We start from the raw sequence: 14,301 nt of genomic DNA, 5'->3' as shown, positions 1-14,301 counted from the left end.
TAGACAAAACATACATGAAAAAAATATTATACACCAGTACAGTTGCTTTAATGGCTTTGGCGGCCTGCAACAACAAGCCAAAAGACCCTAAAGCCGAACTGGCAGACCTGAAAAAACAACAATCTGAAATTGCAGGAAAAATTGCAGCGCTTGAAACTAAAGGCGGAGCACAGGATTCGGCAAAAGTTACTGATGTTAACGTGGTTGAAGTAAAGCAAGGCAATTTTACTAACTACATACAAATACAGGGCCGTATTGATGCGCAGGATAACGTAACTGCTTATCCGCAATCGCCGGGTACAATTACATCTATTTATGTAAAGGTGGGCGACCACGTAAGCAAAGGCCAGACACTGGTTCAATTGGATGATAACGTGTTGAAACAAAACATTGCCCAGGTTGCAACCCAGGTTGATTTAAACAAAACTTTATACCAGCGCCAAAAGAACCTTTGGGATCAAAAAATTGGTACAGAGGTACAATTCCTGCAAGCAAAAACTGCTTTAGAAGGCAGCCAAAAACAACTGGCTTCGTTACAGCAACAGGCTGTAATGTATAGCATCAAATCGCCAATTAATGGTACTGTTGACCAAATGGATTTGAAATTGGGTCAGGTTGCTCAGCCGGGCCAAAATGGCATCCGTATTGTAAATGCCGATGTATTAAAGGTTAAGGCCGATGTACCAGAGTCTTATTCTGGCCGCGTAAACCAGGGCGACCATGTTAAAATATTGGTTCCTGATGCTGCCGATTCACTGGATGCTGTGGTAACATTTGCTGCTAAAGTAATTGATCCGGGATCGCGCAGTTTTGCTGTGGAGGTAAAATTACCAAGCCGCAAAACATTGCGCCCTAACATGACAGCTACCTTAAAAATTGCCGATTATAATAGCAAAACTGCATTAGTTGTTCCTTTTAAAGCAATTCAAAAATCGGAGCAGGGCGATTATGTTTTTGTTGATGACAATGGTATCGCTAAACAAAAAACGGTTAAGGTAGGCAGAGTTTACGGTGGCAGTGCCGAAATATTATCAGGCATCTCAGCAGGTGATAAACTGGTAACTGATGGTGCAAATGATATTGAAGATGGTGATAAAGTTAAAGCTTCATCAGCTAATTAATCTTTTAAACTAATTTGAAATGAAAGATTTAGACAAAGAATTTGGCCCCTCGAGTTGGGCCATAGATAACAAAACAGCAGTTTATGTAATGATATTCCTCATTACGTTACTCGGGCTGTTGAGTTATAACAGGTTACCAAAAGAGAACTTCCCGGATATTGCTCAGTCGAAAGTGTATATCACTACTGCGTATGCGGGCCAGTCTCCTCAAAATATTGAGACACTGGTAACCAAACAATTGGAGAAGCAACTAAAGTCGTTAAAGGGCTTAAAAAAGGTTACTTCAAATACCCAGCAAAACGTATCAATAATAACGGCTGAATTTAACGCTGATATTAAAATCAAGGATGCTAAACAGGATGTGAAAGATGCGGTTGATAAAGCCAAACAGGATTTACCACAGAATGATAACAATCTGAAAGAATCTGTTATCTCCGACATCAACGTAGCCGATTTGCCTATTCTATACATCAATATTTCTGGTAACTACGACCTGAAAAAATTGAAGGAATATGCAGATAATATCAAGGATGATATTGAGGGCATGAAAGAAATATCTAAAGTTGAGGAAGTTGGTGCCTTAAAGCCTAACATCCAGATCAACGTAGATTTGAATAAGATGACGGCTGCTCAAATCAGTTATAATGATATCATCCAGGCTGTGGGTAATGAAAACGTGATTTCATCGGCGGGTGCACTCGTAAATGATGGTGTACAGCGAGCTATAGATATTAAACAGGACTTTAAAAGTGCAGACGAGGTTAACGCCTTAATTATCCGTAACCCGCAAGGCAAGGCAGTATATCTGCGCGATATTGCCCAGGTTGTAGATGGGTTTCAGGATCAGGAGAGTTTTGCACGTTTAAAAACGCCTAACAACCCTAATTTTAAAAATGTAATTACACTTAACGTTAGTAAAAGATCGGGTGAAAACCTGATCGAGGCTTCAGATAAGATCTATGACCTGATTAAAGTAAAACAAAAAACAGTTTTCCCTAAAGGATTAGATATTACCATTACCGGCGACCAGTCTGACAAAACACGTTCTACCCTGAACGATTTGATCAATACGATCATCATTGGTTTTATATTGGTTACCGTTATCCTGATGTTTTTTATGGGTAGCACCAATGCTATTTTCGTGGCCTTGTCGGTACCGCTATCATGCTTTATCGCTTTCCTTGTAATGCCGGCAATTGGGTTTACTCTCAATATGATTGTGTTGTTCTCCTTCCTGCTGGCGCTGGGTATTGTGGTGGATGATGCCATTGTGGTAATTGAAAACACGCATCGGATATTTAATAATGGAGCTGTACCAATTAAACAAGCCGCTAAAATGGCTGCAGGTGAAGTATTCTTACCCGTATTCTCTGGTACCATGACTACGCTCGCACCGTTTGTGCCTTTGGCATTCTGGAACAGCTTAATCGGTCACTTCATGTTCTTCCTGCCAATTACGCTGATCATTACCTTATTAGCGTCGTTATTGGTAGCCTATATTATGAACCCGGTTTTCGCGGTTGATTTTATGAAACCTCACCATGAAGGCGAGCATGATAATCCAAAATTCGATAAGAAGGTATTACGTGTATTGATGTTTATGGGTGGTGCTGCTGTTTTAGGCTATCTGATGAACAGAGGGGTAGGTAACTTCGTTGTATTTGCCATTCTATTATACTTGTTAAATCACTTTGTGCTGTTACGGGTGATCGATAAATTCCAAAAAAATCTCTGGCCGCGTTTCCAAAACTGGTATGCCCGCATATTGGAAAAAGCAGTTCAAAGCCCATGGTGGATATTGGGAGGCGTTATTGTGCTGTTCTTCGTAAGTATTGCCTTTACAGTTGTAAGTAACCTTAAGGTAGAGCAGTTCCCATCGGGCGACCCTAACTTTGCTTATGTATATGTGACGATGCCAATTGGTACCGATCAGAATTATACCAACGATGTGGTAGCTAAATTGGAGAAACGTGTTGCACAGGTTGTTGAGCCGGATAAAGACGTGGTATCATCTATCATCTCTAACGTTTCGGTAGGGGTAACAGACCCAACAGATGAAGATCAGGGCACTTACTATAACAAAGGAAAAATCACAGTTGCCTTCGTTGAATTTGCGAAGCGGAATGGAAAAGATACTAAAGCAATATTGAACAGGATTCGCCAGACAGTTCAAGGTGTTCCCGGTGCTAAAATTTCAGTAGCGCAGGAAAACTCTGGCCCACCGGTACAAAAGGATATCAGCCTTGAAATAACCGGCGATAACCTTGATACATTGGTTAAAACTGCCGAACGTATGAAAAAGTACATCGATCAGCAAAAAATTGCAGGTATTGAAGGTTTAGTACCCGATGTAGAGAATGTTAAACCCGAGATTGTGTTTGATATTAACCGTGAACGTGCTAACCGCGAGGGTATTACAACGGCCCAGATAACTCAATCTTTGCTTACTTCTGTATATGGCTGGAAGGCTTCTGATTTTAGAAATACTAAAGAAGATAACTATGAAATAAACGTGCGCGCACAGGAAGATCAGCGTTATAATATCGATCTGTTGCGTAATATGAAAATGACCTATCGCGATTTAGCCAGTGGTGGTGCAATCCGCCAGGTACCTATCTCGGCTTTTACAGATATTCGTTATACCAATACGTATGCTAATATCAAGCACAAGCAATCGAGACGTGTTTTAACTCTGGGATCGAGCGTTATCAAGCCTTATAATCCTACAGAAGTTAACGCAGCTATAACAAGCGCACTGCGTACCTTCAGGTTCCCCGATGGGGTAACTTATAAAATGGGTGGTGCGCAGGAAGACCAGATAGAAACGGCAACCTTCCTGGGTACAGCGTTAATGATCTCATTCGGATTGATCCTCATCATTCTGATGGCGCAGTTTAACTCGGTTGGTAAAACGTTTATCATCCTCAGTGAGATCTTCTTCAGTATTATTGGTGTGTTACTTGGCTTAAGTACCTTCCACATGACGTTCTCTATCGTAATGACCGGTGTAGGTATCATTGCCCTTGCGGGTGTGGTAGTACGTAACGGTATCTTACTGGTTGAGTTTACCGATATGCTGATGGAAGAAACCCACAACGTGCACGATGCCGTGGTTGAAGCTGCACGTACCCGTATGACGCCGGTATTGTTAACAGCCAGCGCTGCCATTATGGGCTTAATACCATTGGCCGTTGGTTTCAATATCGATTTCGTTGGTTTGTTTACCGACTTTAAACCGCATATCTATTTCGGTGGTGATAACGTTGCCTTCTGGGGGCCATTATCGTGGACTATGATCTTCGGTTTGGGTTTTGCAACTATTATTACCCTGATACTGGTGCCGTGTATGTACATCATCCGAATCCGTCTTAAAGATCGTTTCTTTAAAAAGAAAACGGTTGTTGAGGAGAAGGAGCTGACTCCGGCGGTTTAACCCTACATAACGGAGACACAAAGTATTGTGCCTCTACGTAAATAGAGAAAGGGCGATATGATTTTTCATATCGCCCTTTCTGTTTAATACATCTCCGTAGAGGCACAATACTTTGTGTCTCTTTACAGGTCGGCTCTGTATGACGGGAGACACAAAATATTGTGTCTCTACAATTAATGGATGTTCCGTAGAGGTACAATATTTTTTGTCTTTCTTACTCCGTGATGTCTCTTTACAATATCGCAGATTAATATTTCAACTTACTAATTAAACCTTTCAATTTCAACTGCCTAACCAGTTTATCAAATTTACGTTCTTGTTTGGCACCTGCGTTTAAGGCTTCGAAAGCCAAGCCTGCTGCCACAGCATATACCGCATGGTGCAGGGCATCAATAGCAATGGCTTTAGGGCTTTCTTCGGTTACAGGAGGCGCTGCATGAAATTTAGGTAACATCACCATAGCAGCAGTCCACACCAGGCCAAAATGCAGTAGGGTAGCGGGTACGCCTTTTAAACCCGTTAGGGATATAATTCCCCGTGATACACCTAATGCTGTACCATAGCCCCAGTGAATTTCATTGTTTACTTTTGTTTTCTCGGCCTCGCTGGTTGGCTTAATATCTGCAACCTGTGAAACCACTTTAATTGGCGCATCGCTGGGCTCGCGTTTTGTGATCTTCATTTCAATCATTTGCGAAAGCGTCATGGCTGCCGTGCCGGCCAAACCGGCCAGCAGGCCTTTACCTATTGCGCTGCCAAATTCGCCTGCAGCATTATCTTGTTTTAGTCTCATGGTATCGATGTTTATTTTGTAAATCAACACCGGTAATTAATTATTGATTTAATTTTCTGTCATAAAGTAGAATTATTTAGGTTAATAGTAAAATTAGAATGCTTTTGCAGAAACAAGCGGAGGTGCTGCTGGTTATTAACAAAACAGGTAATAAAGAAAATCATGGCATTAAAACTAACAGACCCATTTTGGCAAACTATAGGTTTAGGTACATTGGCAGGCATGCGTGCCATGTCAGCACCGGCAATAACCAGTCATATACTAAGTCATCACCATTCTAATAAGTTAGAAGGAGGGCCTCTTAACCTCATGCAATCAGAGAAAGTGGCCATGGTTTTAAAAGTATTAGCAGTGGGCGAATTTTTAGGTGATAAATTACCATCAGCCCCAAACAGAATTAATCCAATAGGCCTAACCGGGCGATTCTTATCGGGTGCATTGGCCGGGGCAAGTATCTACAAGGCATCGGGAAATAATGCAATGACCGGCGCTTTAATAGGCGGTACAACTGCGGCTGCATCAACTTTTGTAAGCTTCTTTATCCGTAAAAATACAGTGAAGCGTACCACTATCTTAGATCCGGTTATCGGCATGATAGAAGACGCTTTGGTAGCAGCCAGCGGGGCAACTTTAGTTACGGCTGCTTAACTGCGTTACCCAGCTCTGCTGAGGGTGGTGTTTGGAACGGAGTACCAATAAATTCGGCACGCAATTTTGGAAGGCTTTCCGGGTAATTCTTTTGTATGTACGTGATCATATTTTCACGGATAAAACAACGCAGGTCAAACGCGTCTGATGAATTACCTGAGCTCATCAACAAACGGATTTCAATGGTTTTCTCCTTGGCATCCGTAATCTGTAACACTTTTACTTTACCGTCCCACAATTTGGTTTTAGTAAGCAAATCATCAAACTCTTTACGCAAGGGTTCAATTGGAATTGAATAATCCATGTAGATGAACACCGTACCCAAAATATCTGCAGAAATCCGCGTCCAGTTTTGAAATGGCTTCGTTATAAAATAATTGATCGGTAAAATCAGCCTGCGCTGATCCCAAATTCTTAACACCACGTAGGTAAGTGTAATATCCTCCACACGCCCCCATTCGCCTTCTACAACCAGTACATCATCAATACGGATAGGCTGGGTAAAAGCAATCTGAAAACCTGCTAACAAGTTCCCTAACGAGGTTTGTGCAGCAAAACCTACTATAATACCGCCAACACCAACACCGGTAAGTAAGCCTGTGCCAATTTTACGCATACTCTCAAAGCTGAGTAAAATAATGGCGATGGTTACAAAGATGATAATAGCCACAACAAGCTTCCGGATAAAGGATAATTGTGTGCGTATTTTCCGTTCTTTTAAATTATCGGCTTTGTTAAGGTCATACAGGTGATAAATATAATCTTCACCTACACGTATACAGCTTATTAATATGTTGGCAAAAGCGAGCGTGAGAAGAATATCAATCAGCCTGTCGAGCGGGTCATAATACAACTTATCCATCCGCATCAGCGGCAATGATATATTTAATAAAAAAAGTGGGATAAAATAAGTGAAGGGTACACCCAAGTGTATGATGAAGGAGCGGAAGAAGGAATAAATCTTATAATCGGCTTTCTTCTCATAATATTTTAATATACGTGTAATGATAGCCTTGGCTATTAAACCTATAAATATAGCTATGCCGGCCACCAATGCATTCCAAACAATGGATGGCATTCTTTCAGAAATTTCGAGCAGTTCAGGAGGTAATTTGTTCGGTAAACTCATTAAGTATCAGAAAGCATGTGATACTAATGAAAGTCGAAAAGCGGAAAAAAGTTTTAAAATGCAATCAATTGTCGTACAGACACAATGAATGCAATAATTCTACGTTTTAATAGGCTAAGATAGTGTAAGTATGACTTAAATCACTGTCATACAGAGGTCAAAACCAAAATAAGTGTCCGTGTTACACGTTAATAGTCCGTATCTTTGTAGTATATTAAATAAGCAAATAGGTCAATACATAAGTATTGTATATATAAAGAGACTTCTATAGTTAGAGGTGATTGTTTTAGAGTGATTGAAGCAGGCCGGATTTATTTCTGGTCTGCTTTTTTTCATTTATACAATCTGGGTTTTAACCATAATATCGCCCACTAATATTTTATGGATAGGGCAGGCATCAGCAATTTGTTCAAGGCGTTTCTTTTGGTCGTCGTTTAGTTCGCCTTTAAAATGCAGGGTTCGTTCAAATACAGTCCCACCGTTTATCTTAAACATTTCTACATTCACGGTAATCTCGTCCACTATCCACATCTTACGGTCGATATACATGCGCAAGGTAATAGAGGTACAACTGGCCAGGCTACTCATTAATAAACCAACCGGGTCAATGCCTGTATCTGTACCTTTCGATGATTCAGGCTCATCAATCACAAGCGCATGCTTGTTCCTGGTAACAATAGTTTGGTATTGGGTTAAACCGGTTTTTGCCTGGGCACTGCCTACAGATTCGCGAATTAAATTTAATGCCATCAGCAAATATACAAGATCAATCTTTATTGATGTTCATCAATTCCCAACTGTCCTGTTCATCAACCGTACCGCCCTTATAGCGCATGGTTACCGAAAAATCCCCTTTTTTAAGATCACCGCCATCCAGGTGTTTTTCAAAGGTTGACTTAATTACATAGATCGAATCTGTTTTTTTACCAATGGAGAAGCCGTCGTCAGAGAAATCAATCTGTTCAGAACCCGGGGAATCAGCTTTTAGAAATTGCTTGGCCATTTGATAAGCTTCTTCTTTATCAGGTAAGCCACGGCTGCCTATTTTCATTGAACTGCCCTGCACATATCTTAGTATTACAAATACAAATACTGCTGCGGCTGCCAATATAAACCATACACCTTTAAGCGCTTTCTTTTTCTTCTCAGACTTCGAACCCAGGTAAATATTTTTCTCCATAGGTATAAATATCTGACAAAGGTTTCAACTCTCAAAACAGATTAATAAAAAATCGTAACAACGTATGGCTCTTAAAAACAGACTAGTAAAAATCATAACAACGCCTGGCATCCTGGAATTTACGATATGGGTCTGAACGTGATGGGAGCGTGGTTTCATAATCCAGACTACCCTCTGTTGTACCGCTGGTATTAGTATAATTTAACTTTGAAGTTTGTGCATCGTGACTAATACCGAAACGGAACTTTTCGCCGCCATCCTTATTCACAAAAATATCGAATATCAGGGACACAACTATTGCGCTTGGCCCGTCTACGCCGCCGTTACGGTACCATAAACCTGCATTTATACCGCGCCTTTTAAATTGCATACCCACATTTAGGCTGGATGAGGTTACCTGTTTGTAAAACACAACTGATGGAATAAGATAAGGTTTGTCTTCATCGTCAATATTATCCTCTCCTGAGAGATCAAGCATGTAACTTGCATGGGCGGTGGTGCGGACAGGTAGCTTAACTTTAACACCGCTGAAAGATTCATCGGGCTGGTTTAAGTGTTGCATAGCTGTGCCTATCATAAACTTACCTGCAACCAGGTTAATACCTGCACCTGCATCAAAATAAAAGCGATTATCGTAAGCAGGCTGTTCGGCAGCAGTTGCAGAGCCCGGCAAATAACCCAGCCTAGGGTCTATCTGGTCACTGAAAATAAGTTTACTGAAATCGATGGTACGGTTAGTGATACCTGCCTGTAAACCAAATGAAAGTACATAGTCTTCAGAACCAACACTGTAAGAGTACGTCCCTGCAATGTTGTTGGTGTTAAGATAGGCTGTACCCTCGCTGCTGCGGGTAAACATTAAACCAAAGCCGCCACCAAACTGGGGTACGTTATAATCGATAGATGCGGTAAGGTATTGGAAACCGTTACCACTTCCCAATGTCGACCATTGATTACGGTAAATCATGTTCATGCGTAAATCTCCTTGAAACTGCCCGGTTAATGCAGGGTTAAGGTAAATAGGAGAGTTAAAGAACTGCGAATACATGTGATCCTGCGCTGAAGCAAACAGGCTTGTTAATAGGAAAACGGCTAATATTAAACTCTTCTTCATAAATAATTATCTTAATACGTGTATTACACCTGTGCGCTTGGGGGCAGAACCATCACCATTATACGACATCCCTTTCCATTCATTCCCATTTATAAATGTGCCCGAGGCCTGCCAAACGTATACGCCCTGCGGCACAGGTTGCCCTTTAAATGTGCCATCCCAAGCCCCTGTCGGTTCACCTCGTTCATTCAAATCTGTTGTATCATAAATCAATTGGCCATAGTTGTTAAATATTTGTAAGTGCCATGTTTTTAACCCTGATCCCTGTGCATAAAACTTCCGTAGGGAAGGCGTCACACTGTTGGGCATAATCGCATTGGGCATGTAAACCTGTCCCGGGATACCGGTAATGCGTACATAATGTGATTTAGTACTGTCGCAATAGGCATTGGCTGTGGTTAGGGTTACCTTATAACGGCCTGTATCTGCGTAAGTATGTTCCGGATTTTTTTGGGTTGAAGTTGTTCCGTCGCCAAAATCCCAATGCCAGCTAATGGGGCCGCCTGTGCTTTGATCCAAAAATGAGAAAGTATAAACCGGGATATTAACCACCGAATCGGGCTTCACCACAAAATCAGTTAATGATGAAGAATTAACCGTAATCATATTTTTTATCACCGTAGTACTGGTACAGCCAGTACCATTAGTGGCCGTTAGTGTAACTGTGAAAGGCGAACCCACAAACCCATAATGGTGTGCAGGGTTTACTGCGCTTGAGTGTGGCGAACCATCGCCAAAATCCCAGTCATAGGTAAGATCGGCTGTTTGGCTGGTACTTGGGTCTGTGCTGGTATTGGTAAACTGCACGTCCAGCTTCTTACAGCCGGTAGTATTGTTGGCGCTAAAAATCAACGTTGGCGCTGCCAGTACATGTATAGTAATAGGGGCCGATGCAGCATCTGGCGTACAACTGTTAGATGAATGCAGTACAACAGTGTAATCGCCGCCTTTAGTAAAAGTATGGTTTACATCGCCGGTACTGGTTGTGGTTAATGGCGCAGTGCCATCGCCAAAATCATAACTATAGGCAGATGCCCCGGTGGTATTATTGTGGAAGGTTACAGTTAACGGGCCGCAACCGGTGCCATCGGTTCCATTAATAATTAAACGGGGAGTAATAGTTGCGGGTGTAACTACCAATGTGTAAGATGTACTTTGGGCAGTACCGCACTGGCTGGTGGCAACCATGTACACCTTATAAGTACCAATCGTATTGATAGTAAACTGTTGCGGGTTTTTATCTGTGCGCATCTGTTGCGAAACGGTGTTACCGGCTGCATCAACTAAGGTATAAGTATAAGTATCATTTGTGCCTGGTGATATGTTTTCTACATTAACAATAAAGGGTATGCAGCCCAAAGTACGGTCGGGAGATATTTGCGCTATTGGTGTTTGCGGCTTAATGGTAATGTTCATCGATTTGGTATCGATACTGCAACTGTTTGATATGGTAAGTTTAACCGTATACACCGAATCTTTACCATTGGTTTGTGGTACAAAGGTTACAGCTTGTGGGTTCATTAGGTTTGATGTTACGCCGTTACCAAAATCCCAGGCATAGTTTAATCCCGATGGTGGGGTTGACGTATTTGTGAAATTAATAGTAGTTGTACCGCAAGCAGTAGTTTTATCAGCAGTAAAATTTGCTGTTAAGGCGCTTTGTACAACTCTTATGGTTACTTCGTCATAACTATCATTACATGGAGCGGTTCCCTTTGATGTCCATCTGAAAACATAATCTTGATCGGGCTTTAAATTTCTGACCGTAGTATTATACACGGTCGGATCATCGAAAGTAACATCAGTCTGCCCGGATTGCACTGTCCATAAGCCATTTCCGTTAGGGCCAAGGTTGTTTCCCTGGAGCTGATAAGAAGTAACATTACATAAGCTTTTATCATCGCCGGCACTGGCTGTTGGTGGCGCAGGTTGTATGTATACGGTTACTGTTTGGCTGTTACCTGGGCAGTTATCGTTACTGCCTCCATTTGCCGAATTAATAATATAGGTTACTGAAGCTACAGATGTGCCCGTGTTGCCTAAAATATCCTGTATCTGCGTAACGTTAGATGGGGTAGCCACGCTGGTATAACCGGTTACATTGGCAGGATCTGAAGCGGTAGCCGTCCAGGTATAAGTGGTATTGCTAACGTTAGATGATAGGTTGATATTTGCAGGTTGCCCGCTACAGATAGTGCCTGGCCCGCTTGCCGAAATAATAGGTTTAGGAACAATACTTACGTTAAGGGTAAACGGTGTGCCATCGCAATTATCGCTGTGCGGAGTAATGATATAGGTAACTGTTGCATTGTTTACAGCATCACTATTGTATAAGGCTTGTTCGTTAATATCGCCGGTACCAGAGGTTGTATAGCCACTTGCATTAGCCGAGCCAGAGGCCGTCCAGGTAAAGGTGCTGCCAGCAACGGTTGATGTAATATGGTAAATTAATGAATTGCCGGAACAGGTACCTATGGCAGGTGCGCTGGTAATGGTATTAAAAGGGTGGAAATTAATAATAACCTGGTCTGATACGGTACTGCATGAGCCCTGCAAATTAGTAGGCACAGTGACGGTTAGTGTTACAGATCCGGCATTTACCTCAGCTGCGGTTGGCGTATATGTTGTAGAAAGGTTATGCGGATCGCTAAACCCCGAAGCTGTGCCACCGCTCCAGGTTGGCGGGCCGTTTACACTGGCTCCGTTAGTTATTTGTGCCACTAAAGAGGCTGATTGATTAGCGCAAATGGTTTGGTCGGGACCTGCATCTATAGTTGGGGCGTTCTGGAAAGTAATATTCTGCGTGGCCGGGGCCGAGGTACCGCAACCGTTTTTCTGGGTTACAGATACTGTATAAGTACCAAAATCAGGGAAGTTAATAGTTGGCGATTGGCTGTTGGCCGTTGTTCCAGCCGTAAATGTGGCAGGGGCGCCTCCCGGAGGCGGCGTAACAGTCCATGTGTAAGTATCAGGCTGTAATTGATAAGTGCCTGAATAGGTTACGTGTGTGTTACCGGCCTCGGGGCCAAAACGTAAGGTTTGGTTATTACCGCATATTGCAAAATTAGGCGAAAGGGCAATTTGTGGTAAAGTATTGGCATAAACCGTATCCACAGCTGTTGCCATACATCCCCCGCCAGGCGATGTTATTTGCAGTTGAACGGTATATTTTCCTTTGGTGGTAAAATTAAATACAGGTTGTGTGCTATTTTTATTGGTGCCTACATAACTAACGCCTGTTGATGGGGTTACCGTCCACAAGTAGGTATAACCCGGATTACATAGATTATCAATTATGGAATTATCTGTTACAGAAACTGTACCTGGTGTACAAACAGTGTTGGTGCTTAATGTAAATTTGGGCTGAGGCGGATCCTGGATACAAATCTCTTTCGTTATATCCATCGGTATACATCCACTGGCGCTATTTTCCAGATGGATGGTGACTGTATGCTTACCATGCGTGGTAAAAGTATATTTAAATGGAGTGGTTGATTTTAAGCCAGATGCTTGCTGTACACCATCAACAAACCAGCTGTAAGTAGCTGCATTATCTGTACAGGTTGATGTTGTTGTACTGATAGACTGCCCCGGATAAGAAGTATTTCCAACCGTTACAACTGTATTGGTACATGCCGCAGCAGGTAGGTTGAAACTATTGGTAGGGGGGGTTAAAATAGGTTGCTGACCAAATATGGAGCTATTGCTTGAGCAAAAGGTGTTTTGGACAGTAAGTGTTACTTTATATTTGTTAGTTATAACATTGCCATCCTTTTGCCCGCAGGATGACTGCAGGTAATTATGAGTAAGGTGGCCGCCTGCTGCCATAATATCACAAATGGTAATATCGCTGTTTGAGCCATCGCCCCAGTTAATATTATAGATGGTACCCGGATAGTTAAATTGTAAACCATCGGGCGATTGATAATCCAGGTTGTATGTAACGGCAGCGCCTGTACCGCTTAAACATGCCGGCCCGGAACCAGAAAAACCAAACGTAGTATTGTTTTTATTATTGATCAGCAAGTAAGCTTTTGTGCTAACTACGCTGCCGTCATCATTGGTTGCCCTTACAAACACTGTGTAATTAGCAAAATGGGCATTGAAGCTTACAAAAGTGTTAATACCTGTGAATGCAGAGCTTTGCACATCGGTATTGTCCATATCGTTATGAAATGTAGCCGAAACTGTTCCATTTGTTGCAGTCGTATTTTTAAAAGAATAAGGAAAATTATCAGAGGCGCTACACTGGCCAAAAACCTGCGGATAAGATGGGTTTATTGCAGAGGATGAAACCGATGGTTGCAAACCCGCACCTGCAACTATTTGGAACGCTGTTGAAGGGGCACTTGCTGAAGCCGGTAATGTGGTTTGAACCCTTACCTGGTATCCTGTACCGGGAGTAATATTGGTTGGGATTATACCGTTAACGAAAGTTGCGTAAGTGCCATTGGTGCCAAAACCATCGTAAGTACCTATCAGAGTTTGATTGGCAAAATTGCCATTGGCATCAGAAAGGTATAAATTAAATTTATTGGTTTTTTGTAAACAGGCAGCACTGTTATTCAATGCTATTTTTACGGCAATTGATGAACCCGGACCATAAGGGCCGGAGTCAATGCCGGTTATGCTTACTGTTTGTGCGACAGCGTTTGTGGCTAAGAATAATAAAACAGTATAAGCAAAAAAATTAAATAACCTCGTAAGGCTCCTCTTCATGTAATAATTTTTTTAGTAGCAATAAGTATCTTCTAAAAAAATTGTGACAGGCTAATTATTCACTCAACACTTCTTAATAGAAAATGTGTTTTTATTTCAAGTTAAATAATTGTTACCGTGTGGCTTATAAACTGGTTTGAATATGTATACGGAGGTGGTTTATG

At 41.9% G+C, this 14,301-nt stretch carries 9 protein-coding genes; 3 read left to right on the top strand and 6 right to left on the bottom strand.

All coding sequences use genetic code 11. The features are described from left to right. Positions 1–14: 14 nt before the first annotated feature. Both PQO05_RS16215 and PQO05_RS16210 read left to right on the top strand, forming a co-directional pair. Positions 15–1,121 carry an efflux RND transporter periplasmic adaptor subunit gene (locus tag PQO05_RS16215; RefSeq protein ID WP_273628427.1) on the top strand — a complete coding sequence of 369 codons (1,107 nt, stop codon included), beginning with the start codon at positions 15–17 and terminating at the stop codon, positions 1,119–1,121. Positions 1,122–1,140: 19 nt separating this feature from the next. Then, positions 1,141–4,554, top strand: coding sequence for an efflux RND transporter permease subunit (locus tag PQO05_RS16210; RefSeq protein ID WP_273628426.1), 3,414 nt, complete (start codon positions 1,141–1,143; stop codon positions 4,552–4,554). A gap of 247 nt (positions 4,555–4,801) precedes the next feature. On the opposite strand, the gene PQO05_RS16205 is transcribed toward PQO05_RS16210, so the two are convergent. After that, complete coding sequence (locus PQO05_RS16205; protein WP_273628425.1) at positions 4,802–5,347, bottom strand: hypothetical protein; 546 nt, start codon at positions 5,345–5,347, stop codon at positions 4,802–4,804. Between the two features lie 162 nt (positions 5,348–5,509). Here PQO05_RS16205 and PQO05_RS16200 point away from each other — a divergent pair, with 162 nt between their 5' ends. Continuing rightward, entirely contained in the window at positions 5,510–5,995 is a 486-nt protein-coding gene (locus tag PQO05_RS16200) for a DUF4126 family protein (protein WP_273628424.1), read from the top strand. On the opposite strand, the gene PQO05_RS16195 is transcribed toward PQO05_RS16200, so the two are convergent. From PQO05_RS16195 to PQO05_RS16175, 5 genes are all read right to left on the bottom strand, one after another. Continuing rightward, complete coding sequence (locus tag PQO05_RS16195; protein ID WP_273628423.1) at positions 5,982–7,124, bottom strand: mechanosensitive ion channel family protein; 1,143 nt, start codon at positions 7,122–7,124, stop codon at positions 5,982–5,984. The two genes, PQO05_RS16200 and PQO05_RS16195, sit on opposite strands and share 14 nt — an antisense overlap. A 336-nt stretch (positions 7,125–7,460) precedes the next feature. Beyond that, positions 7,461–7,874: an OsmC family protein gene (locus tag PQO05_RS16190; RefSeq protein WP_273628422.1), complete on the bottom strand. Its 414-nt coding sequence runs from the start codon at positions 7,872–7,874 to the stop codon at positions 7,461–7,463. Positions 7,875–7,890: 16 nt separating this feature from the next. Then, positions 7,891–8,304, bottom strand: a complete 414-nt coding sequence (locus PQO05_RS16185) for a hypothetical protein (protein ID WP_273628421.1) — start codon at positions 8,302–8,304, stop codon at positions 7,891–7,893. An 82-nt stretch (positions 8,305–8,386) separates the two neighbouring features. After that, positions 8,387–9,418, bottom strand: coding sequence for a PorP/SprF family type IX secretion system membrane protein (locus PQO05_RS16180; protein ID WP_273628420.1), 1,032 nt, complete (start codon positions 9,416–9,418; stop codon positions 8,387–8,389). A gap of 6 nt (positions 9,419–9,424) precedes the next feature. Then, positions 9,425–14,137 carry a PKD domain-containing protein gene (locus tag PQO05_RS16175; RefSeq protein ID WP_273628419.1) on the bottom strand — a complete coding sequence of 1,571 codons (4,713 nt, stop codon included), beginning with the start codon at positions 14,135–14,137 and terminating at the stop codon, positions 9,425–9,427. Positions 14,138–14,301: the final 164 nt, after the last annotated feature.

The sequence above is a fragment of the Mucilaginibacter jinjuensis genome, assembly GCF_028596025.1.
Classification (GTDB): domain Bacteria; phylum Bacteroidota; class Bacteroidia; order Sphingobacteriales; family Sphingobacteriaceae; genus Mucilaginibacter; species Mucilaginibacter jinjuensis.
Note: the sequence above shows the minus strand (reverse complement) of the source record. Positions and strands in the feature narration are given on the sequence as shown.